Source organism: Actinoplanes awajinensis subsp. mycoplanecinus, assembly GCF_001509495.1.
In the GTDB taxonomy this organism is placed as follows: domain Bacteria; phylum Actinomycetota; class Actinomycetes; order Mycobacteriales; family Micromonosporaceae; genus Actinoplanes; species Actinoplanes palleronii.
Genome location: NZ_LLZH01000085.1, coordinates 148,225 through 169,653 on the forward strand (window position 1 = coordinate 148,225; position 21,429 = coordinate 169,653).

Genomic DNA, 21,429 nt, shown 5'->3' on the forward strand with positions numbered 1-21,429 from the left:
ATGATCCTTCTTCTCTACCCTACGGCCCGGACCGCACTCGCCGCGCTGCCCGGCGATGACCCGAACCAGTGCCGGGACTCGCCGAACCACGGATGCCGCCGCAGCTGTGCCCATCGGCCACCGCTGCGAACCGGGCTGACCTCGGTGCCGGGTGCGCGGACCGCTTCGTCGGCCGCCTCCGGCAGGGTGCGCATACCCTCGGCGACCGGCACCGGGGGACGGTCGTCCTCGCCCAGGGCAGCCATCACCGTCGGCATCATCACGGCCGCAGCTCGTGCGTACCCCTCCGCGGACGGGTGGAAACGGTCCGAGCCGTACATCCGGGCCGGATTCGCCTCGAACATCGGGCCGAGCAGGTTGCCGAGCGAGACCGTACGGCCACCGGCGCCGACCACGGCGATCGTCTGCGCGGCGGCGAGCTGGCGGCTCCAGCGCCGGGCCAGCCAGCGCAGCGGCGGCTTGATCGGCTGGATCGCGCCGATGTCCGGGCAGGTGCCGACGACGACCCGGCAACCGGCTTCGCGCAGCCGGCGTACCGCGTCGCCGAGGTGCCGGACCGCGTCGTCGCGGGCCGAGATGTGGGTGACGTCGTTGCCGCCGATCATGATGATCGCGATGCTCGGCTGGTGCTCCAGCGCCGTGTCGACCTGCCAGGGCAGCCCGGACGAGACCGAGCCGACCACGGCCAGCCGGTGCAGCTGGACCGGGCGGTGCAGGCGGCGGGAGATGCCGGTGGCGAAGAGCGCGCCGGGGGTCTCCCGGGGGCGGTGCACGCCGTACCCGGCCGCTGTCGAGTCGCCGAGGATCACCAGGCTGAGTGGCTTGCCGTGGAACTTCGCGCCGTAGACGCCGTCGCCGCGGGGCGGGGGCGCCTCGGCCATCGGGATGATCCGGCGGGCGGCGGAGGCCTGCCGCATCAGCAGGCCGGCCGAGAGCGCGGTCACGCCGGCGAGCGTGCCGGTGACCTGGCCGGCGATCCGCCCGGCGGCCCGAAGTCGCTTTCGATCCTCGGCGCTGAGTCCGGTGAATCGGCCCCGGGTGTTGCTGATGGTGCCGTTGTTGTGGAAAGTGCTGTTCACAGTGTCCCTCGCTGTCGTCCGAAGGGAACCATCCGGCCCGGCGTCCGTACTCCGGGGTGGTGGAGAACGTTCCGGCACGGCCAAGATCGGCACCTGGCGTCGGGATTCGAGGCTAACTCGTGGCCGCGAGGGGCAATCATGGCGTACCCAAGTCATGCTGGAGTTGCGGAAAGGGGAACAGACATGGCCAAAACTCTGAAACGTGCGGCGGCGTTCACCGCGCTCGGTCGCGCCCTGATGTCGGGCGCCCGGGGCGGACCGTCGATGGGCACGCGGCTCGCCGCACTCCCGCGGATGCTCAAGGCAACCGCCAAGGGTCAGTACGACGGTGGTATGCGGGTGGCGCTGATGGCAGCCGCCACGGCGTACGTGATCTCGCCGATCGACGCCGTACCGGAGGCCTTTCTCTGGGTTTTCGGTCTGGTCGACGACGCGGTCGCGGTGACCTGGCTCGCGGGCACCATGCTCGCCGAGACCGAACGGTTCCTGGAGTGGGAGAGAGCGACGAAGCCCGCCGTCGTACGCTGAAGCGTGCGCTATTACGACAACGTGGTCGAGATCATCGGCAATACCCCGCTGGTCCGATTGAACAGCGTGACCGAGGGCATCAGTGCCACCGTGCTGGCCAAGGTCGAGTACATGAACCCCGGCGGCTCGGTCAAGGACCGGATCGCGCTGCGGATGGTGGAGGACGCCGAGAAGGCGGGCCTGCTCAAGCCGGGCGGGACGATCGTCGAGCCGACCAGTGGCAACACCGGGGTCGGCTTGGCTCTCGTCGCGCAGCTGCGGGGGTACAAGTGCGTCTTCGTCTGCCCGGACAAGGTCAGCGAGGACAAGCAGAACGTGTTGCGGGCCTACGGCGCTGAGGTCGTGGTCTGCCCGACCGCGGTCGCACCCGAGGACCCGCGTTCCTACTACAACGTGTCCGCCCAGCTGACCCGGGACATCCCGGGTGCCTGGAAACCGGATCAGTACAGCAACCCGGCCAACCCCCGTTCGCACTACGAGCAGACCGGTCCGGAGCTCTGGGAGCAGACCGACGGCAAGATCACCCACTTCGTGGCGGGGGTCGGCACCGGCGGCACGATCACCGGCGTCGGGCGGTACCTCAAGGAGCACGGCAACGTCCGAGTGATCGGTGCCGACCCGGAGGGCTCGGTCTACTCCGGCGGCACCGGCCGGCCGTACCTGGTCGAGGGCGTCGGCGAGGACTTCTGGCCGACGGCGTACGACCAGACCGTCACCGACGAGGTGATCGAGGTCAGCGACTCGGACTCCTTCGAGATGACCCGGCGCCTGGCCCGCGAGGAGGGGCTGCTGGTCGGCGGCTCGTGCGGGATGGCCGTGGTGGCGGCGCTGGAGGTGGCCCGCAAGGCCGGTCCGGACGACGTCATCGTGGTGCTGCTCCCGGACGGCGGCCGCGGCTACCTCTCGAAGATCTTCAACGACAAGTGGATGGCGCGGTACGGGTTCCTGCGCACCCCCGGCGACTCGCCCACCGTCGCCGACGCGCTGGCCGCCAAGAGCGCGGAGATCCCGCCGCTGATCCACGTGCACCCGACCGAGACGGTGCGCGACGCGATCGACTACATGCGGGAGTACGGCGTCAGCCAGCTCCCGGTCCTCAAGGCCGAACCGCCGGTGGTCACCGGCGAGGTGGCCGGCTCGATCTCGGAGAAGGCGTTGCTGGACGCGCTGTTCACCGGGCAGGCCCACCTGCACGACACGATCGAGCGCCACATGAGCGAGCCGCTGCCGATGATCGGTGGCGGGGAGAAGGTCGGCGAGGCGGTCGGTCTGCTGGAGAAGTCGGACGCCGCGATGGTCCTCGTCGACGGCAAGCCGGCGGGCGTCCTGACCCGTCAGGATCTGCTCGCCCACCTGAGCTGACCGGCGCCCTTCCGCCGCCCGAGCGTGGGGAGTTGTGGTGCGATCCGCACCGCAACTCCCCACGCTCGGTCTTTTTCCCGTTGATGCCGGTGGATCGACCGCCGACGGTGAGCGCGGCCACAGGGGCACAGTGGACATCGCCAGTTACAGATAGTCGCCGCAATCGCACAGACAGTCCGACCAGGGAATGGCCCGGTGCGGTTGTATGTGTCGTGACGGAGCTATGAGCCACTCCCGGACGAAGGAGCAGGGGATGGTCGACGTCGACGAGGCGGCGCCTGCCGACATCGTGGATCGCCTGCTGTGGCGCGACGCGCAGCAGATGCTCGGCCGCCATCTCGGTGCCGGCCACGACGGCAATTGTGTCTGGTGTGGACAGCGCTGGCCCTGCTCGGCCCGCCGGCTGGCGGAGCGTGCGGACGCGGTGTCCCGCCGCCCCTGGCGTGAGGCCTGGACCCTGCGGCATGACCTGAACAGTCTGCCGGCCGCGATGACCGATCGCGGTCGCGCGGACCGCAATCACCCCTATCGGAGGTATGCCGACTGACCCCACGACTTGGACGTCGCCGACGAGCTTGACCGTCCCCCGGCAAGTCTTGGCTTCCCGGCCCGGCGAACGTCTCCCGGCGGTGAAGCCGGTGCGCCCCGCCAGCGTTCCGGCATTCCCGCCACCCAAGCCCGCTTCTGAACCGGATCACGGACCGACACGCCTCCGTCGGTCCGCGCCTCCGGCCAGGCGCACCGGTTCGAGCGGGGCGGTTGGCGGGAGCGCGTGACCACAGGTTCCCCCGCATTCACTCGGTCACGCGTTCCCGCCCAACCAGCTGATATTTTCCTGGTCAGCACCAACGGCAAGATCAAATTCAAATTCAAGATCTTGATGTCGTGCGTCCGCTCGGGTGCAGATCGCCGCTCCCGCCGGGACCCTTCCGGTCTTCGCTGGCCGCTGGCGCGTCCAAACCGCAAAGCCCTCCAGGGCGACGCCCGTGGGTGGTTGCGGTCACCCCACCACCCCACCCGGCCTGCTCCCGCCGCCGGTCAGAAGGGGTGGGAGTAGCGCAACTGGGGGGCGGGGATGCCGCCGACCGGCTCCTCCCGGGTGCCGCCGTCGGGTTTCCAGCCGCCGTTCTCGTAGAACGTGCGGGCGATCCGGTTGTCGGTGAGCACCCAGAGGACCGCGTGGTCGCCGCCGAAGTCGGGCAGCTCGGCCAGGGCGCGGATCATCAGGGCCCGGCCCACCCCGGTGCCGACCAGCGGGGGTTCGACGTGGATCGCATACAGCTCGGCGGCGCCCGGAGTGTCGCTGAGTCCGATGTAGCTGAACCCGGCCAGTCGCCCGTCGACCTCGGCGATCGTCATCCGGTGGGTCTCCTGCTCCCAGCGGAAGCGCTCCGACCACCACTCGCCGAAGGCCTCCGCGGACCGGGCCGCGAGCTCCTCGGGTGGCAGGAAGCCGGAATAGGCGTCCACCCGGGAACGCCGGTGCAGGGCGCCGACCCCGATCGGATCGGCCTCGGTCGCGGGACGCAGCAGCACGCTCATGCCGACGACGCTAGCCGAACCCCGGTGTCAGCACGGTGTCAGCGACAGCCGAGACATCCAGCGCCGCCCGAGAAGCAGGCCGGGAGGCTCAGCGGCGGCCGGGGAGCGGGATCCGCTGCAGGTCCTCGGCGATCACTATGGGTCCGTCGAACTCCTTGCGGGCCTCGTCGAGGAACGCCGACGGGTCCGGGTACCGCTGCGAGAAGTGGGTCAGGACCAGCTGCCGCACGCCGCATTCACGTGCCACCGCGGCGGCCTGGCCGGCGGTCAGGTGACCCACCTGGGCGGCCATCTCGGCGTCCTCGGCCAGGAACGTCGACTCGATCACCAGCAGGTCCACGCCCTGTGCCAGCGCGAACACGTTGTCGCACAGTCCGGTGTCCATCACGAACGCCACGCTCTGCCCGGGCCGGGCCGCGCTCACCTGCTCCAGGGTCACGTCGCCGGATCGGCCGGTGCGCTGCAGTTCGCCCACCGCAGGGCCGCTGATCCCGTACGACGTGAGCAGCTCGGGCACCATCCGGCGGGAGTCAGGTTCGGTCAGCCGGTACCCGTACGTCTCGATGGAATGCCGAAGGGGCAGCGCCGTGAGGCGCCCCGCGGACGTCTCCACGGCGAACCCCGCGCTCACCGGCGCCGCGACGATCTCGGCGTTGTCCCAGTAGCTGGTGGCGTGCCGGAGCCGGTCGTAGAACTCCTGGCCACCGGCCGGGTAGTGCACGGCGACCGGATGCGGCACCCGGTCCAGCGAGATCCGTTGCAGGATGCCGGGCAGGCCGAGGCTGTGGTCGCCGTGGAAGTGCGTGATGCAGATCCGCCGGAGCGGGGTGACGGCGACGCCGGCCATCAGCATCTGCCGCTGGGTGCCCTCGCCCGGGTCGAAGAGGATCACCTCGTCGTCGAAGCGGAGCAGGTAGCCGTTGTGGTTGCGGTGCCGGGTGGGCACCTGGCTCGCGCTGCCGAGCACGACCAACTCACGCATCAGATCTCTCCCGGACATAAAGCGACCCCCGGGGACTTCCATGATCTCCTGAGAGGTCATGGTCCGGTCGGACAAGGCCGGATCCCCGGGGGTCGGGTGGCTGTCTGGTGCTCGCCGGCCGTTGCCACACGGTCTCGACGTCAATACAGAGCTGTCAAGGACAGCGGCTAGCGGACAGCCACCTCACGAGTCCCGTTGCTATACAACTTCGGACCACCTCCTCTCACGTGTACGGCCACGTTAACCATCCGGCGCGGTGGCCGCCAACGCTTTTAAATCACTAGAGGCGAGGGAATACGTGCGGTCCGGATTCGGTGCTCTCGACCACGAGTGAGGCCGGTCCGACGATCTGCGGGTCGGGCCGCCCGACCACTTCCTCGTCCTTGCCGGTGTAGTCGAAGCGGTGCAGCACGTGCCGCATCGCCTCGAGCCGGGCGCGCTTCTTGTCGTTGCTCTTCACCACGGTCCACGGCGCGTCGGCGGTGTCGGTGTAGAAGAACATCGCGTCCTTGGCCTCGGTGTAGTCGTCCCACTTGTCCAGCGACTCGAGGTCCATCGGGGAGAGCTTCCACTGCCGGACCGGGTCGACCTGCCGGATCGCGAACCGGGTGTGCTGTTCCTTCTGGGTCACCGAGAACCAGAACTTGACCACGTTGATGCCGGAGAGGACCAGCATCCGCTCCAGTTCCGGGGTCTGCCTCAAGAACTCCAGGTACTCCTTGCGGGTGCAGAAGCCCATCACCCGCTCGACGCCGGCCCGGTTGTACCAGGACCGGTCGAAGAGCACGATCTCACCGGCGGACGGCAGGTGCTTGACGTACCGCTGGTAATACCACTGGGTGCTCTCGCGCTGGTTCGGCTTCTCCAGCGCCACCACCGAGGCGCCCCGCGGGTTCAGGTGCTCCATGAAGCGCTTGATGGTGCCGCCCTTGCCGGCCGCGTCCCGGCCCTCGAAGAGGATCACCAGGCGCTCACCGGTCTCCTTGCACCAGTTCTGCAGCTTCAGCAGCTCGATCTGGAGCAGCCGCTTGTGGTGGTCGTACTCGACCCGGGACAGCCGCTCGTCGTACGGGTAGTCCTCGCGCCAGGTGTCCACCGGGGTGCCGTCGGCCATCAGCAGTTTCGGGTCGTCGTCCTCGTCGTCGACGACCCGGTAGCCGTTGAGCTCGGTGATCGGCCCCTGGTACGGGTGGGTGACCGCTTCATCGAAGTGATCAGTGCTCATGTCTCACGCCTTTGCAAGCCATCGACGGAATCTCTTACGCCGTGACGCCCGCACCAGTGCGGGGACAGCGACGAGAGTCTCCTTACCCACTGCCTCCTGTCGACCGTAGAGCACGCCGAAATGGAAACTGTCCGGCCCGATTTCATGCAATGTTTCCCTGGCGATGAACGAGTCCTGGTGCGCGCCCAGCCCGTCCTGCAGAGCGGTCAGTGCCTTGACGAGTTGCTTGGCCGGTCTGCCGGACTCCGGAGCGACCAGTTCGACCGCGTACCGGGCCTGCTTGTACTTCTTGCGGGCCGCGTGCAGCTCCTCGTCGACGCCGCTGGCGACCGCGGCGTCCAGCCGGTCGTCGGCCTTGCCGAGCACCTTGCCCGCCCGGCGCTCCGGGGTGCGGTCGGCCGGCAGCGGCTGGTCGGCCAGCGCGTCGATCCGGTCCAGCAGGTCGAGGTAGCGGTCCGACGCGAGCGCGGTGACCAGCTCCTCGCGACCCTTGGCCACCCGGTGCTCCAGGGCGGTGCGGATCCGCCGGGCGGCCGGCTCGAACTCGGGGCCGGACTCGTTGATGCCGGACAGCAGCTTCTGTTCCAGCACCTGCGGGTCACGGACCGCGCCGAGCATGCCGGCCAGCCAGCGCAGCTCGTCACTGAGCTCGGTGACGTCCTTCTCCGGGAACCAGCGCCGGAAGCTCTTCAGGGTGCTGCGCAGCCGCCGGGTGGCGACCCGCATCTTGTGAACGGCCTCCTCCTCACCACGCTGGGCGGCAGGGTCGTAGCCGGTGATCGCGTCGCGCTGCTCCCGGACGTACCGGGAAACGGGGTTGACCTTGATCTTGTCGGCCTCGAGCCGATCGGTCTCGAGCCGGCCGGACAGCGCGCGGGCCACCTTGGACGGACCCGCCGCGAGGCTGGCACCCGCCTTGAGCAGCACCTTCTCGACAGCGTCGAGGGTCTTCTCGTCACCGTCGACGAGTTCCACCTCGATCTCCTGCCACGCGCTGTGATCGTCGCCGGAGTCGGCGCGGACCTGGTCCTGGGCGATCAGGGCCAGGGTGCGGCCCTTCTTGTCCAGCAGCGGGGTCTCCACCCGGTGCGTGCGGAGCCGGGCCACCGGCGCGAGCGGGCGGCGCCGCACGATGGTCCGGACCAGGTCGCGCAGCTCACCTGGCACGTCGTCGCCGGCACCGGACATCCGGTGCTCCGTGCGCCCGTCACCGTCACCGGGCGTCTTGAGATGCCAGCCGGCGTCGTGGCCGCCGGACCGGCGTCGAAGGGTCCGCCGGTTTTTCATCAACCGGAGGTCCTCGGTGTCGAAGTAGGTGGCGTCGAGATCGTGCGTCTCGGCGCCGTCGACCCGGGCGATGCCGGCCGCACCGGTCAGGTCGGGTAGCTCGAAGGTCTCGGGGACGTCGTACTTGCGTTCGGTCTCGGTGGCGGTCTCCACCCGATCAATGGTGCCCCCCGCAGGGGCTTTGACACAGCCGAGTCTCAGGTTCTGCTGTCATCGTGGTGATCCGACCGCAGTTGTGGACCTCGGTTTTGAGGAGTGGTTGCATGGAGAAGTCGGAACGTCGCCAGGTGTCCCTCGCCGGCCTTCGCCTGATCGGCGCCGGCGCGGTGCTCGGTCTGGCGCTGGTCGCGCCGATCAGCCCCGCTCAGGCCGCGCCACCCCGGGCCGATGCCGCTCCGGTCGCCGAGCACGACGCACCGGATCGCTGACCCTTTTCCCGTACGCAGGGACGCTCAAATGCGCGCCGTGCCCCGGCTGCGCAGATAGAGCGCGCGTGAATAATTCGCCGCTGCCGCCTCGAAATACATGCTCGCCAGCGACACGTAGAAGTTGTTGTTGGTGATCGCGTTCTTCGCGGGTGTTGACGCCGACCAGCGGATCTCCGCGTCGGTCGGCGCGATGCCCCGGCGCGCGCAGCGCAGCCGGTTCATCTCCTTGCCGGTCTTCCAGGTCTCGAGCGCGTTCTCGGCCTCGCGCATCATGGCCCGAGCCTGCTCCAGCATGGCTTCGGCCTGCGCGCACGCGTCGCGTTCGTCAGCATTACGAAATCGATTGTCGTCGTCATGGGAAAAGCTCGGTGACATGATCCACCCCCCGCTCGTTGCACCTTTCGAGTGTGCGGGGGATTTCGGGACATGTCGATTTTTGTACCCCGACGGCGTGAATGTCGGCGGACAAAACACTGCCGCGCCGGAATTCCGGCGCGGCAGAACCGGGGTCATCCCTCGGTGGTGGCTACTCCGACCGGGCAGCTCAGCCCGTTGGTGCCGTGGTTGCCGTACCCGTTCGGGTTCTTCGACTCCGGCGAACGGTGAGGTACTGATTCCCGTGTGTGAGTCAGCGCGGCCGGTACGCGTCCGCACGGTGTTCGATTGCCGTCACGGTGACGACGCGGCTGTCTTCGTCGATCTCGTAGAGGACACGATACGTGCCCCGCCGGGCCGACCAGGTGCCCTCGAACGGCGGCAGGAGTAGTCGTTTGCCGACGCGATGTGGATCGTCGAGGAGCACGGTGGTGATGAACTCGTAGACGGCCGCGGCGATCTTCTCCTGCAGCCGTCCGGCCAAGGCGCGTGCCGCCGGGCCGGCGACCTGAAGCCGGTAGCGGTCGGGATCCGGTCGGGTCACCGTGCCTGCTTCGACCGCTTCGCCATCAGAGCGGCGAGCTCGTCGGCGTCGAGGACGTCACCGGCTTCGACGGCTGCCCTGGACTCGGCAAGTTGCCGCATGGCCTCCGGGCTGGACAGGACCTCCAGAGTCTCTTCCAACGCCGCGAGATCGTCGGCGGCGATGAGCACCGCAGCGGCATGGCCATGCCTGGTGATCTCTATCCGCTCATGTGTCGAGGCCACCTCGTCGATGAGTTCCGAAAGGCGGTTGCGCGCGTCGGTGAAAGGCACGGAAGTCATGCTCGAAGTGTAGGCAGTAACTGGCGTGAAGTCTGTACAGAATTTCGGACGCCTGTCGACCCGGAGGCACCGGGCCGACAGCGCGGTGGCATGCGTCGGCTAGGCGGTCTTGGCTACGCCTGCGGGGCAGGACAGGCCGTTGGGAACAGGGTCGCCTGATCGAGGAATTCGTGCAGGTCGGTTGCCTTGGTGGCCTCGATCAGGACCGTGCGGTAGAGGTCGACGATCCGGCCGGCGCTGTCGAGGTTGTAGTCCGCCGCGCCGGACCAGTCGAGATGGTGTGGCAGGGTGACGACGCCGCTGGTCCGGCCGTTCAGCATGGCGAGATCGTCCGCGACGACGACCGGTTTGGCGTATCGGCGCACCGTCTCACGAAGATAGAGGGCGGCCCGGCCGGAGCCGGGCCGCACGTTCGGGAGCGGGTGCCCGTCAGCGTGTGGGGCCCGGGACCTCGATGTCGGTCTGGGCCGGCAGGGCGCCGATGCCGATCGGGCAGCTCAGGCCGTTGGGACCGTGGTTGCAGTACCCGTTCGGGTTCTTGGTCGGCGCCAGGTACTGCTGGTGGTAGTCCTCGGCGTAGTAGTACTCGCCGAGTGGCCGGATCTCGGTGGTGATCTCACCGAGCCGGGCCTTGCTGACCACCGGCTGGAACGCCGCCAGCGACGCCCGGGCGGCGGCCGCCTGCTCGTCGGTGGTGGTGTAGATCGCCGAGCGGTACTGGGTGCCCACGTCGTTGCCCTGGCGCATGCCCTGCGTCGGGTTGTGGTTCTCCCAGAACGCCTTCAGCAGCTGCTCGTAGCTGGTCCGGCTGGGGTCGAAGACCACCTGGACCACCTCGTTGTGGCCGGTCGTGCCGGAGCACACCTCCTCGTACGTCGGGTTCGCGGTGAAACCGCCCGCGTACCCGGCCGAGGTGGAGTGGACGCCCGGCAGCCGCCAGAAGATCCGCTCGACGCCCCAGAAACAGCCCATCCCGAACACGGCGACCTGGTAGCCGGTCGGCCACGGTCCCGTGAGCGGGGTGCCGAGGACCTCGTGCTTGTCGGCGACCGGCATCGAGATCAGCCGGCCCGGCAGGGCGGTCTCGGCAGTGGGCAGGTCAAGCTTCTTGTGCCGCAGGAACACGGTCACTCCCTTCGTCCGTCAATCGGTAACGCCGGGAGGGCGGCAATCCTTACCGGAGGGCCTTACCGGAGGGCCTTGCCGATGCGCGCCGCGATCTCGGCCGCCTCGTCGTCGCTCGCGTACTTGTGCCGGGGCCAGAAGAAGCCGCGCAGGCCGTCGCCCTTGGTGCGTGGCACGACGTGGGTGTGCAGGTGCGGCACCGACTGGGAGACGAGGTTGTTCATCGCGACGAACGTGCCGGTCGCGGTCATGGCGGTGGGGACGGCTCTGCTCACCCGTTGAACAAGTCCGAAATATCCGCTTATGAAAGCCGCGGGCAACTCGGTCAGCTGGACGATGTGCGGGCGCGGGACGATCAGGACGTGCCCCTTGAACACCGGCCGGGTGTCGAGGAACGCCAGTCCGGCCTCCTCGTCGGCGACGACGAATGCCGGGACGGTTCCCGCCACGATTCCACAGAACACGCAGTCCGCCACGGGGTGAGACTAGCCTTGCGCAACATGACAGCCGATAATTACGGGTTCGACACCCTCGCCATTCACGCGGGTCAGGACCCGGACCCCCGCACCGGCGCGGTGGTTCCACCCATCTACCAGACCAGTACGTACGCGCAGGACGCGGTCGGCTCACCACGGCTCGGCTACGAGTACAGCCGTTCCGGCAACCCGACCCGCGACGCGTTGCAGGAGTGCCTCGCGGCCATCGAGGGCGGTCGCCGCGGGCTGGCCTTCGCCAGCGGTCTCGCCGCCGAGGACACGCTGCTGCGCACGGTCTGCCGGCCCGGCGACCACGTGGTCATCCCGAACGACGCCTACGGCGGCACGTACCGCCTGTTCTCGAAGGTCGCCGAGCGCTGGGGCCTGTCCTGGACCGCCGCGCCGCTGGACGACCTGGACGCGGTGCGGGCCGCGCTCCGCCCCGGCCTCACGAAGATCATCTGGGCCGAGACGCCGACCAACCCGCTGCTCAACATCGCCGACATCACCGCGCTGGCCGACCTGGCGCACGAGTCCGGCGCGCTGCTCGCGGTGGACAACACGTTCGCCTCGCCGTACCTGCAGCAGCCGCTCACCCTGGGCGCCGACGTGGTGATCCACTCCACCACGAAGTACCTGGGCGGGCACTCCGACGTGGTCGGTGGCGGGCTCGTCGTCGCGGACGCCGGGCTCGGCGACGAGCTGGCGTTCCACCAGAACGCGATGGGTGCGGTGAACGGGCCGTTCGACGCGTGGCTGACCCTGCGCGGGATCAAGACCCTCGGCGTACGGATGGACCGGCACTGCGACAACGCCGAGCGGATCGTCGGGTACCTGAGCGAGCACAAGAAGGTCGCCAGCGTGCTCTACCCGGGTCTGGACACCCACCCGGGTCACGAGACCGCGGCCAAGCAGATGAGCCGCTTCGGCGGGATGGTCTCGTTCCGCGCGGCCGGCGGCCGGGACCAGGCCATCGAGATCTGCAACCGGGCTAAGCTCTTTGTGCTCGCCGAGTCGCTGGGCGGAGTCGAGTCGCTGATCGAGCACCCGGGCCAGATGACACATCTGTCGGCTGCGGGCTCAGCGCTTGAAGTTCCCGCCGATCTCGTGCGACTGTCTGTCGGCATCGAAACCGTTGACGATCTGCTCGCCGACCTGGAGCAGGCGCTCGGTTAGGGAGCTTAGGACGCGGGAGATTCTGCGCTATGGACAGCACGACCTGGGTGGGCGCCACCGCCAAGCAGATCGCCCGGGCGGTGCGGCGCGGTGACGCGAACGCCACCCAGGTCGTTGCCGACCACTTGGAGCAGATCGCCATCTCGGATCCATCGCTCGGCGCGTTCCGGGTGGTGCGCGGCGGCGAGGCCCTGACCGAGGCGGAGAAGGTCGACGACCAGGAGGACCTGGCGAACCTTCCGCTGGCCGGCGTGCCGGTCGCGGTCAAGGAGAACACCCCGGTGGCCGGCCTGCAGACCTGGCACGGCTCGGCCGCGGCCCGCACCCCCGAGGTGGCCGAGGTGGACCACGAGGTGGTCCGGCGGCTGCGCGGGGCGGGCGCGGTGGTCGTCGGCGTCACGAAGATGCCGGAGATGGGCCTCTGGGCGGTCACCGACGATCCGGACGGCGTCACCCGCAACCCCTGGGACCTCGACCGTACGCCCGGTGGGTCGTCCGGTGGCTCGGCCGCCGCGGTGGCCGCCGGGCTGGTCCCGATCGCGCAGGGCAACGACGGGCTGGGCTCGATCCGGATCCCGGCGGCCTGCTGCGGGCTGGTCGGACTCAAGCCCGGCCGTGGCGTGGTGCCCGTCGACTTCGGCGACAACGACTGGTTCGGCCTGGTCGAGAACGGCGTGCTGACCACCACGGTGGCCGACGCCGCGCTCGGCTTCAGCGTGCTGGCCGGGCAGTCCCCGGCGAAACTCGTCGAGCCGTCGAAGCTGCGGGTCGGTGTGTCGCTGCGGTCGCCGATCGCCGGTGTGAAGCCGGACGAGCCGAACGTCTCCGCGGTCGCCAAGGCGTCCAAGCTGCTCGTCGACGCCGGGCACGACACGGTCAGCGCCGATCCGCGCTATCCCAACGGGGTCGCGCTCGGCGTGCTGGCGACCTGGTTCGCCGGTGCGTACAAGAACTCCGAGGGCCTGAACGTGCGCGAGCTGCAGCCGCGCACCCAGCGGCACATCCGGCTCGGCAAGGCGGTGACCCGGGCCGGCCTGATCCGGCAGACCCAGCGCGACGCCTGGCGGGCCCGCTCGATCCGGTTCTTCGCCGACCACAACGTGGACCTGCTGCTCACCCCGGCGCTGGCCACCGCGCCGCCGCTGGCCCTGCAGTACTCAGCGATCCCGTGGTACCGGAACATGCGGGCGAACGCCGAGTACGCGCCGTACCAGGCGCCGTGGAACTTCGCCGGGCTGCCGGCCATCGTGGTGCCGGTCGGTTTCCGGCCGGACGGGATGCCGCTTGCTGTGCAGCTGGTCGGCCCGCCCGACTCGGAGCTGCTGCTGCTCGCGGTGGCCGGCCAGTTCGAGGTCCAGAACCCCTGGCAGCGCCACGCCCTGGTCTGACCCGCTCCGGTCCGGAGTCTGCGTCGCTCCCGGTTTCCGGCTGGTCCTCAGGGGTGCCTCGTGAGCGTTGAGTCACCCCTGAGGACCAGCCGGAGCGCGGGTGGCACGATGGGTGCTCATGAGCGACCTGCTGTCCCTGGCCGACGTCGAAGCGGCTCGGAAACTGCTCGGCGACATCGTCAAGATGACGCCGCTGGTGACCTCCCGGCCGCTCAGTGAGATCACTGGCGTACCGGTCTGGCTGAAGTGCGAGAACCAGCAGCGGGCCGGGTCGTACAAGGTGCGCGGGGCATACACCCGGATCGCCCGGCTGACCGCCGAGGAGCGGGCCCGCGGGGTGGTGGCGGCCAGTGCCGGCAACCACGCCCAGGGCGTGGCGCTCGCGGCCGGCCTGCTCGGCATCCAGGCCACCGTCTTCATGCCGGAGGGCGCGCCGCTGCCCAAGGTCACCGCGACCAAGGGGTACGGCGCGGCCGTCGAGTACGCCGGCACCAGCGTCGACGACGCCCTCGAGGCGGCACACGACTTCGCCGCCCGGACCGGTGCGGTGCTGATCCACCCGTTCGACCACCCGGACGTGATCGCCGGGCAGGGCACCCTGGCGTTGGAGATCCTGGAGCAGTGCCCGGAGGCGAGCACGATCGTCACCGCGGTCGGCGGCGGCGGGCTGATCTCCGGGATGGCGGTCGCGGCCAAGGCGCTGCGCCCGGACCTGCGGGTGATCGGGGTGCAGGCCAGCGGCGCGGCCGCGTTCCCGCCCTCGCTGGCGGCCGGCTCACCGCAGAAGCTGGCGGCGGTCGCCACCATCGCCGACGGCATCGCGGTGATGCGGCCCGGCGACCTGACCTTCGCGCACGTCGCCAAGCTCGTCGACGGGGTCGTCACGGTCACCGACGAGGACCTGTCGGCGGCCCTGCTGGTGCTGCTGGAGCGGCACAAGATGGTGGTCGAGCCGGCCGGCGCCGCGGCGGTGGCCGCCCTGCTCACCGGGGCGTACACGCCGCCGCGCGACGGCGGCCCGGTGGTGGCGATCCTGTCCGGCGGCAACATCGACCCGATGCTGCTGCTGAAAGTGATCGAACACGGTCTCGCCTCGGCCGGGCGCTACCTGCGGCTGGCGGTGCGCTGCACCGACCGCCCGGGCCAGCTGGCCCGGATGCTGCGCGAGATCGCCGAGCAGCGGGCCAACATCGTCGACGTGGTGCACTCCCGGCAGAGCCCGCGGCTGGGCTTCGGCGAGGTGGAGGTGGCGCTCTCGGTGGAGACCCGCGGCCCGGCCCACTCGTCCGCCCTGATCAGCGCGCTCCGCGACGCCGGCTACCGGGTCTCCCTGCTGGCCGACGCGACACCGTGACGGGGGTTGCCGCAAGCGTCCCCAGACATGGATGATCTTGCATCGTGTCAACGGGGGAGACCTGTCCGCGGTGTGCCGCGACGACGATCAGCAAGCTGTCCGCAAAGCCGTGGTGCCCGGCCTGCGAGTGGAACCTGGACCGGTACGACCCGGACCAGCGGGCGCCCGAGCTGGGCTGGCGGTGGCTGGACCGGCGGCTGTTCCGGGCCGCCTTCTGGCTGACCGAGCGGCAGTACGCCGAGCTCAAGGCCGCGCCGTCGATCGGCCGGGCGGCGACAGCGGCCCGGATCGTCACGGTCACCGTCTCGGTGCTGCTGCTCGCCATGGTGGCCGCGCTGCTGGTGGTCGGGATCCGGCTGCTCACCTATGACGTCGTCAACCCGATCAACCTGATCGGGGCGCTGCTGATCGGGATGGCCGCGGTGCTCCGGCCGCGGCTGGGCCGGCTGTCCCGGTACCGCGAGGAGGCGCAGGAACTCGGGCGGAGCACCGCGCCGGCCCTGTTCGCGGTGATCGACCGGGTGGCCGGTGCGATCGGCGCGCCGGTGCCGGACCTGGTGCTGCTCTCGGCCGAGCACAACGCCTTCACCGCCACGGCCGTCTGCGCCGGCGCCGGGTGCTGTGCCTGGGCGCGCCGCTGTGGAGCGTGCTGGACCCGCAGGAGCGGGTCGCCCTGCTCGGGCACGAGCTGGGGCACTTCGTGCCGGCTGTTGGACTCGTCCCTGCTCCTCGACGCGATCGACACCGTGGTGCGGCGGGAGGCCCGGGCGGCACAGCCGGCCGCGGTGGTCGTCACCGAGCCGGAACAGGCCCGGATGGACGGCGAGCTCGCCACGCACTACGAACGAGTGCGCCGCGAGCTCGCCGTTGCGGCTTGATGAGGGCGGTTCAGCCCTCGAAGGCTTGCTTGTGGGAGGCGGTTCAGCCCTCGAAGGCGCCGAACTTGACCACGGTGACCTTGATGTCGGAGCCGCTGGGCGCGGTGTAGGTCACGGTCTCGCCGGGACGGGCGCCGAGGATCGCCTTGCCGAGCGCCGACTCCGGGCTGTAGACGGTCAGGTCGGTGGTCGACGAGATCTCCCGCGAGCCGAGCAGGAAGCTCTCGGTGTCGTTCTGGTCGTCGTCGAAGTAGATCGTCACGACCGAGCCGGGCACCACCGAGTCGGCGGCCTGCACCTCGCCGACCTCGGAGTTGCGCAGGAACTCCTTCAAGTACAGGATCCGGCCCTCCTGGCGGCTCTGCTCCTCACGGGCCGCGTGGTACCCGCCGTTCTCCCGGAGGTCGCCTTCTTCACGCCGCGCGTTGATCTCCGCAGCCACCGCCGGCCGACCGGCGATCAACTCGTCGAGCTCGGCCTGCAGTCGGTCGTGAGCGTCCTGGGAGAGCCAGGTCTTCGGCGCCTCGGAACTGGGCACGATCGATCTCCTTGCTGGTACGGGCGGTGCACAACATGAGTCGCGTCAGAACGCAGCGAATTACCAACCTTACCAGCGGTATGCATTCCACCGGGTCGGTCGATGTCCCGTCCGGGGTCAGCCGACGGGGCGGCAGCTCATCACGTCACCGACCACGGCACGGGCGGTCGTCGGCACCGATTCGGTCACCTCGACCTCGCCGCCGCCGGGTGGCGCGGGCACGGTCACGGTCCGGGTGCCGAGCTCGTAGCCCTGGAAGTCGCGGGCGCGCAGCGCGCAGGAGGCGGACTCGCCCTCCGGCACCCGGACCCGGAACTTGATCACCATCTCGGCATCGGTCGGCTCGTTCCAGCCGACGATCTCCGGGCTGTAATTCGTTTGACCGAATTTTTGGTAATATGACCACGTTACGCCGAGTGCCACGATGCCGAACAACGTCGCCGCCACGATCAGGGTCAGCGGTTTGCGCCGCCGGCCGTCCCGGCGTCGGCCGTATCGGCCGGGCGGGAATACCGGGGTTGTGGCGCGCATCTCGCTCACCTGTCGACCTCTCGTGCGGTTGTAGACGTTGGGATCGGCCAGAATGGCAGAGTCCATCTTCGCAGCCGATCCCGGCCCGCTCACGGCAGGCCTGGTCGAGAGGGTTCTGAAACTGTGGCTGAGCAACTGCGTCTCATGACTGTGCACGCGCACCCGGACGACGAGTCCAGCAAGGGCGCCGCCACCATGGCGAAATACATCGCCGAGGGCGCGTCGGTTCTCGTCGCCACCTGTACCGGGGGTGAGCGCGGCAGCGTGCTGAACCCGCAGATGGACCGGCCCGAGGTGCTGGCGGACATCACCAACATCCGCCGCAAGGAGATGGACCGGGCCCGCGAGATCCTCGGGGTCGACCAGGCCTGGCTCGGGTTCGTCGACTCCGGGCTGCCCGAGGGCGACCCGCTGCCGCCGCTGCCGGAGGGCTGTTTCGGCCTGCAGGACCCGCAGGAGGCGGCCAAGCCGCTGATCAAGCTGATCCGCGAGTTCCGCCCGCACGTCATGACGACGTACGACGAGAACGGCGGCTACCCGCACCCCGACCACATCATGTGCCACCGGGTGTCGGTGGCGGCCTTCGACGCGGCCGGCGACCCGGGGCTCTACCCCGAGCTGGGCGAGCCGTGGCAGCCGCTGAAGCTGTACTACAACTCCGGCTGGACCCGGGCGCGGATGCTCGCGCTGCACGAGGGCATGCTCGCGGCCGGCCTGGAGTCGCCGTACGCGGAGTGGCTGGAGAAGTGGTCGGACCGGAACGACCGGGGCGACAAGATCACCACCCGGGTCGAGTGCGGTGAGTACTTCAGCGTCCGCGACGACGCGCTGCGCGCCCACGCCACTCAGGTCGACCCGGACGGGTTCTGGTTCCACATCCCGCTGGAGATGCAGCAGAAGGTGTGGCCGACCGAGGACTTCGAGCTGGCGCGCTCGCTCGTTGACAGCCCGATCCCGGAGTCCGACCTGTTCGCGGGCATCCGGGAGAAGGTCGAAGCCGCCTGAGCAGTACGCTGAGGGGCGTGGACATTATCGCGGTCAACAACTTCGGGGACACCCGTGACGGCGGTCTGGCCGGGCCGATGGGCCTGTTCCTGATCGTGCTGATGTGTATCGGGACGGTCCTGTTGATCCGCAACATGAACAAGCGCATTCGTCGGCTTCCCGACAGTTTCGACGCCGGAGCCGAGCGCGAACGTGTGGCGGAAATCGCCCGGCTCAACGCTGATCTTGAGCGTTCCGGTGACGAGCCGGCCGACAGTGTCGAAGCGGGTCGATCGACCAAGGTCGACGAAAGTGCGGAAGCCGAGGTCGGGGCCGTGTCGGACGAGAAACGTGAGTCCGCATCGGACAACGGCACGACCGGACGGTGATCGTCTCGTCGCCCACCGCGCCGGCTTTCCGGCTCGCGGCGGGCGGCGAGTGCCGCGGGCCGTCAGCCGTCAAGCCCTGTTGTGTTCATCGGGATTGATTTAGCCTTCCGCCCGGGGGCCACACGGCTCCTGGACCCTGCGCGGAAGGGGGCGCCGACATGACCACTGTCCGGCGCCGACTCTCCGAAACGCATCTGCACGTGCATCGTCCCGTGCTGTCCATGATCGAGCCGCGGTCCCGGCATTTCTCCGGGCCGCGCCACCGGGCCATGATCGCGCCGCGGTCCCGGCGCTTCTCCGGGCCGCGCCACCGGGCCACGATCGCGTTGCATCCCCGGGCGCGATCATGAGCGTCCCAACCTCGCCACAGCGTCGCGCGTGGACCACTCTGGCCGGGCGCTCCCGTCCGGTCCGCATCCTGACCGTGACCGTGGTGCTGGCCGCCCTGGCGGCCGTGCTCCTCGGCGCCCTGCAGCGACCGAGCCTGATCGCCGGCAGCCCGCTGTCACCTGTCGACGGAGCCTGCGTCGCGGCCGTGCTGGCCGCCATCGCCCAGCTGGCCGGCCTGCGCTTCCGGCTCGGTCCGGACGCGGTGTCGGTGAGCTGGGCCGAGGCGGCCGTGGTGGTCGGGCTGGTGGTCTGCCCGGCCGGGTGGCTGCCGGCCGCCACCCTGGCCGGTATCGGCGCGGCCTGGCTGCTGCTGGCCTGGCTGACCGGGCTGCGCAACCCCGCCGAGATCGTCCACCTGGTCGCCTCGATGACCCTCGGTGTCTCGGCGGCCACCCTCGTCACCTCGCTGCTGGCCGGCGACGCCGGAGTGCGCAGCGGCCGGCTGGCACTGGCCCTGGTCGCCGGGGCGCTCACCTATCTGCTGATCACTTTCGGCCTGGTGGTGCTCACCCTGACCCTGCAGCGGGACGCCTCGCCGGCGCAGGTGGCCGCGAAGGTGCTCTATGCCAAGGCGCCGATGTCGACCGGCAACGTGATCGTCGGGCTCTGCGCGGTGTACGCCATGGTCAGCGAGCCGCTCTGGCTGCTCGCTTTCGGGCCGGTGCTGTGGCTGCTGCACCGGACATACCGTTTCCACCTGCGGGTCACCGAGGAGCGCCGGATGTGGCAGGCGTTCGCCACCGCCACCGCCACCGCCCGGATGCCCGGCGCCAGCGAGGCCGAGGTGGCCCGGGCCGGGCTGCGCGGCGCGCTGGACGTGTTCGGCGCCCGCCGGGCCGAGCTGGAGCTGCGCGGCGAGCAGGGCCACCGCCGGTACACCCAGGACGGCCCGGGGCAGAACCCGGACGTGGCCGGCTCCGGCCCGGCGGTCACCCGCAGCATGGCGGTGGCCGGCCGCCCGGTCGGCGAGCTCACCGTCTGGCTCGGCGAGCCGGCCCTGCCGGTGCCGCACGACGAGGCGGCGATCGCGGCGTACGGCGAAGCGCTGGCCGGGGCCCTGCACGACGCGGCCGCCCACCAGCGGATCGTCGAACTCGACGCCCGGGCCGCGCACGACCGGGGGCACGACCCGCTGACCGGCCTGACCAACCGGGCCGCGCTGGTGACCGAGGGGGACGTGGTGCTGCGCGCCGGCGAGCGGGACCGCCCGGTCGCCCTGCTGCTGCTCGACGTCGTCGACTTCCGGGACGTGAACAGCACGCTCGGGCACCGCGGCGGCGACGAGGTGCTGCGCCTGATCGCCGAACGCCTCACCGACCAGGCCCGCCCCGGCGAGCTGATCGCCCGTACCGGCGACGACGAGTTCGCGCTGATGCTGCCGGCCTTGACCACGCTGACCGGCTCGGCCGGCTGGGCGCACGGCGCGCCGCACACCCTCTCCCAGGCCCTGCGCCGGTCCCGGGAGCTGGTCGAGCAGCTGCGGCTGCCGATGCGGGTGGCCGGGGTCCGGCTGGCCGTCGAGGTGACCGTCGGCGCGGTCGTCGCCCAGGCCGGCCACGTCGAGGTGAACGAGCTGCTGCGGCGGGCCTCGCTGGCCGCCGGGCGAGCCAAGGAGCTGGGGCTGACCGTCGGGACCTACGACAGCGGTCAGGACGCCAGCAGCACCGACCAGCTCGCGCTGCTCGCCGAGCTGCAGGACGCGTTCGCCGCCGACGACCAGATCATGCTGCACCTGCAGCCCGCGGTCGACCTGGTCACCGCGGAGCCGACCGGCTGCGAGGCGCTGGTCCGCTGGCGGCACCCACGGCGCGGGCAGCTCTCGCCGGCCGAGTTCCTGCCCGCCGTGGAGCGCAGCGAGCTGCTCATCCCGTTCACCCGGCGGGTGCTCGACCTGGCGCTGGCCTCGGCCGCGGACTGGACCGCGGCCGGCATCGACGTACCGGTCTCGGTGAACGTCTCGGCCCGTAGCCTGACCGACCCGACCTTCCCGGCGCAGGTCACCGAGGCGCTGCGCCGGCACCGGACGCCGGCCTCGCGCCTGGTCCTGGAGATCACCGAGTCGGTGGCGGTCAGCGAGCGGGACATCGTGGACGAGGTGCTGGCCCGGTTGCGGGCGACCGGGGTGCAGATGTCGCTCGACGACTTCGGCACCGGGTTCTCCTCGCTGTCCTCGGTCACCCGGATCCAGGTCGACGAAATCAAGATCGACCGCTCGTTCGTCGACGAGATGATCGACTCGGCGGCGGCCGGCGCGGTGGTCCGCGGCGCGGTCGAGCTCGGCGCGCGACTCGGTGTGCGGGTGGTCGCCGAGGGCATCGAGACCATCGAGCAGCGGGCCGCTCTGATCGAACTGGGCTGCCCGTCCGCGCAGGGCTACCACTTCTGCCGGCCGATGCCGGCCGACAAGATCGTTCAGGCGCTGACCCAGCTGGCCCGGGCCGCCCCGGCCAACGTCACCCCGCTGCAGGCGGACGACGCTTCCTAGGCCGCGCCTCGCCTCGGCCGGGTTCCGCATCGACCTCGGCCTGACGGACGCGCCGCTGTCCTTGATCCGACGTTCCGGGGTG

Annotated in this window: 24 protein-coding genes and 1 pseudogene; 11 read left to right on the forward strand and 14 right to left on the reverse strand. The window is 70.3% G+C overall.

The genetic code is table 11. The annotated features are described in order from the left end of the window. Positions 1 to 14: 14 nt before the first annotated feature. On the reverse strand, positions 15 to 1,049 hold the full coding sequence (locus ADL15_RS12535; protein ID WP_067689095.1) for an SGNH/GDSL hydrolase family protein: 1,035 nt from the start codon (positions 1,047 to 1,049) through the stop codon (positions 15 to 17). A gap of 213 nt (positions 1,050 to 1,262) precedes the next feature. Between ADL15_RS12535 and ADL15_RS12540 the strand changes: the two genes are divergently transcribed. The 3 genes from ADL15_RS12540 (at position 1,263) to ADL15_RS12550 (ending at position 3,516) form a co-directional block, all read left to right on the forward strand. Beyond that, positions 1,263 to 1,607, forward strand: a complete 345-nt coding sequence (locus ADL15_RS12540; RefSeq protein ID WP_067688739.1) for a YkvA family protein — start codon at positions 1,263 to 1,265, stop codon at positions 1,605 to 1,607. A 3-nt stretch (positions 1,608 to 1,610) separates the two neighbouring features. Further along, on the forward strand, positions 1,611 to 2,969 hold the full coding sequence (locus ADL15_RS12545; protein WP_067688742.1) for a cystathionine beta-synthase: 1,359 nt from the start codon (positions 1,611 to 1,613) through the stop codon (positions 2,967 to 2,969). A 253-nt stretch (positions 2,970 to 3,222) separates the two neighbouring features. Continuing rightward, a complete protein-coding gene (locus ADL15_RS12550; RefSeq protein ID WP_067688745.1) occupies positions 3,223 to 3,516 on the forward strand; it encodes a hypothetical protein in 294 nt (97 codons plus the stop codon). 491 nt (positions 3,517 to 4,007) lie between these two features. On the opposite strand, the gene ADL15_RS12555 is transcribed toward ADL15_RS12550, so the two are convergent. The 4 genes from ADL15_RS12555 to ADL15_RS12570 form a co-directional block, all read right to left on the reverse strand. Beyond that, a complete protein-coding gene (locus tag ADL15_RS12555) occupies positions 4,008 to 4,511 on the reverse strand; it encodes a GNAT family N-acetyltransferase (RefSeq protein WP_067688748.1) in 504 nt (167 codons plus the stop codon). Between the two features lie 88 nt (positions 4,512 to 4,599). Next, on the reverse strand, positions 4,600 to 5,493 hold the full coding sequence (locus ADL15_RS12560) for a ribonuclease Z (RefSeq protein WP_067688751.1): 894 nt from the start codon (positions 5,491 to 5,493) through the stop codon (positions 4,600 to 4,602). Positions 5,494 to 5,773: 280 nt separating this feature from the next. Next, positions 5,774 to 6,718 carry a polyphosphate kinase 2 gene (gene ppk2, locus ADL15_RS12565; RefSeq protein ID WP_067688754.1) on the reverse strand — a complete coding sequence of 315 codons (945 nt, stop codon included), beginning with the start codon at positions 6,716 to 6,718 and terminating at the stop codon, positions 5,774 to 5,776. A gap of 3 nt (positions 6,719 to 6,721) precedes the next feature. Further along, positions 6,722 to 8,158 (reverse strand): CYTH and CHAD domain-containing protein, encoded by a 1,437-nt coding sequence (locus tag ADL15_RS12570; RefSeq protein ID WP_067688757.1) that lies wholly within the window; start codon positions 8,156 to 8,158, stop codon positions 6,722 to 6,724. 110 nt (positions 8,159 to 8,268) lie between these two features. On the opposite strand from ADL15_RS12570, the gene ADL15_RS54120 reads away from it, so the two are divergent. Then, positions 8,269 to 8,433, forward strand: coding sequence for a hypothetical protein (locus ADL15_RS54120; RefSeq protein ID WP_198170745.1), 165 nt, complete (start codon positions 8,269 to 8,271; stop codon positions 8,431 to 8,433). Between the two features lie 24 nt (positions 8,434 to 8,457). Here ADL15_RS54120 and ADL15_RS12575 read toward each other — a convergent pair whose 3' ends face one another. The 7 genes and pseudogenes from ADL15_RS12575 to ADL15_RS12600 form a co-directional block, all read right to left on the reverse strand. Then, positions 8,458 to 8,808, reverse strand: coding sequence for a hypothetical protein (locus tag ADL15_RS12575; RefSeq protein ID WP_067688760.1), 351 nt, complete (start codon positions 8,806 to 8,808; stop codon positions 8,458 to 8,460). A 134-nt stretch (positions 8,809 to 8,942) separates the two neighbouring features. Further along, positions 8,943 to 9,023, reverse strand: a pseudogene (locus tag ADL15_RS57040) (peptide-methionine (S)-S-oxide reductase MsrA); the annotation flags it as partial. 38 nt (positions 9,024 to 9,061) lie between these two features. Further along, positions 9,062 to 9,352 (reverse strand): type II toxin-antitoxin system RelE family toxin, encoded by a 291-nt coding sequence (locus ADL15_RS12580; protein ID WP_067688763.1) that lies wholly within the window; start codon positions 9,350 to 9,352, stop codon positions 9,062 to 9,064. Next, positions 9,349 to 9,633, reverse strand: a complete 285-nt coding sequence (locus tag ADL15_RS12585; protein ID WP_067688765.1) for a type II toxin-antitoxin system Phd/YefM family antitoxin — start codon at positions 9,631 to 9,633, stop codon at positions 9,349 to 9,351. The genes ADL15_RS12580 and ADL15_RS12585 overlap by 4 nt, the downstream gene beginning before the upstream one ends. A gap of 113 nt (positions 9,634 to 9,746) precedes the next feature. After that, positions 9,747 to 9,998, reverse strand: a complete 252-nt coding sequence (locus tag ADL15_RS12590) for a hypothetical protein (protein WP_232344046.1) — start codon at positions 9,996 to 9,998, stop codon at positions 9,747 to 9,749. A 64-nt stretch (positions 9,999 to 10,062) separates the two neighbouring features. Further along, positions 10,063 to 10,758, reverse strand: a complete 696-nt coding sequence (msrA, locus tag ADL15_RS12595) for a peptide-methionine (S)-S-oxide reductase MsrA (protein ID WP_067689097.1) — start codon at positions 10,756 to 10,758, stop codon at positions 10,063 to 10,065. 62 nt (positions 10,759 to 10,820) lie between these two features. Continuing rightward, on the reverse strand, positions 10,821 to 11,234 hold the full coding sequence (locus ADL15_RS12600; RefSeq protein ID WP_067688768.1) for an HIT family protein: 414 nt from the start codon (positions 11,232 to 11,234) through the stop codon (positions 10,821 to 10,823). Positions 11,235 to 11,258: 24 nt separating this feature from the next. Here ADL15_RS12600 and ADL15_RS12605 point away from each other — a divergent pair, with 24 nt between their 5' ends. From ADL15_RS12605 to ADL15_RS12620, 4 genes are all read left to right on the forward strand, one after another. After that, entirely contained in the window at positions 11,259 to 12,410 is a 1,152-nt protein-coding gene (locus ADL15_RS12605) for a cystathionine gamma-synthase (protein ID WP_067688771.1), read from the forward strand. A gap of 29 nt (positions 12,411 to 12,439) precedes the next feature. After that, positions 12,440 to 13,798 carry an amidase gene (locus ADL15_RS12610; RefSeq protein WP_067688774.1) on the forward strand — a complete coding sequence of 453 codons (1,359 nt, stop codon included), beginning with the start codon at positions 12,440 to 12,442 and terminating at the stop codon, positions 13,796 to 13,798. Positions 13,799 to 13,916: 118 nt separating this feature from the next. Continuing rightward, positions 13,917 to 15,152: a threonine ammonia-lyase gene (ilvA, locus tag ADL15_RS12615; protein ID WP_067688777.1), complete on the forward strand. Its 1,236-nt coding sequence runs from the start codon at positions 13,917 to 13,919 to the stop codon at positions 15,150 to 15,152. Positions 15,153 to 15,196: 44 nt separating this feature from the next. Beyond that, positions 15,197 to 16,030 (forward strand): M48 family metalloprotease, encoded by an 834-nt coding sequence (locus tag ADL15_RS12620; protein WP_067688781.1) that lies wholly within the window; start codon positions 15,197 to 15,199, stop codon positions 16,028 to 16,030. A gap of 43 nt (positions 16,031 to 16,073) precedes the next feature. Here the strand turns inward: ADL15_RS12620 and greA are convergent, their stop codons facing one another. Both greA and ADL15_RS12630 read right to left on the reverse strand, forming a co-directional pair. Continuing rightward, positions 16,074 to 16,568: a transcription elongation factor GreA gene (gene greA, locus ADL15_RS12625; protein WP_067688784.1), complete on the reverse strand. Its 495-nt coding sequence runs from the start codon at positions 16,566 to 16,568 to the stop codon at positions 16,074 to 16,076. A 117-nt stretch (positions 16,569 to 16,685) separates the two neighbouring features. Continuing rightward, on the reverse strand, positions 16,686 to 17,192 hold the full coding sequence (locus ADL15_RS12630; RefSeq protein WP_232344047.1) for a DUF4307 domain-containing protein: 507 nt from the start codon (positions 17,190 to 17,192) through the stop codon (positions 16,686 to 16,688). 30 nt (positions 17,193 to 17,222) lie between these two features. Between ADL15_RS12630 and mca the strand changes: the two genes are divergently transcribed. The 3 genes from mca (at position 17,223) to ADL15_RS12645 (ending at position 21,347) form a co-directional block, all read left to right on the forward strand. Next, positions 17,223 to 18,104 carry a mycothiol conjugate amidase Mca gene (gene mca, locus ADL15_RS12635; RefSeq protein ID WP_083971183.1) on the forward strand — a complete coding sequence of 294 codons (882 nt, stop codon included), beginning with the start codon at positions 17,223 to 17,225 and terminating at the stop codon, positions 18,102 to 18,104. A gap of 8 nt (positions 18,105 to 18,112) precedes the next feature. Then, on the forward strand, positions 18,113 to 18,472 hold the full coding sequence (locus tag ADL15_RS12640) for a hypothetical protein (RefSeq protein ID WP_373872950.1): 360 nt from the start codon (positions 18,113 to 18,115) through the stop codon (positions 18,470 to 18,472). Positions 18,473 to 18,818: 346 nt separating this feature from the next. Next, positions 18,819 to 21,347 (forward strand): putative bifunctional diguanylate cyclase/phosphodiesterase, encoded by a 2,529-nt coding sequence (locus ADL15_RS12645; RefSeq protein WP_083971184.1) that lies wholly within the window; start codon positions 18,819 to 18,821, stop codon positions 21,345 to 21,347. The last annotated feature ends 82 nt before the right edge of the window (positions 21,348 to 21,429 follow it).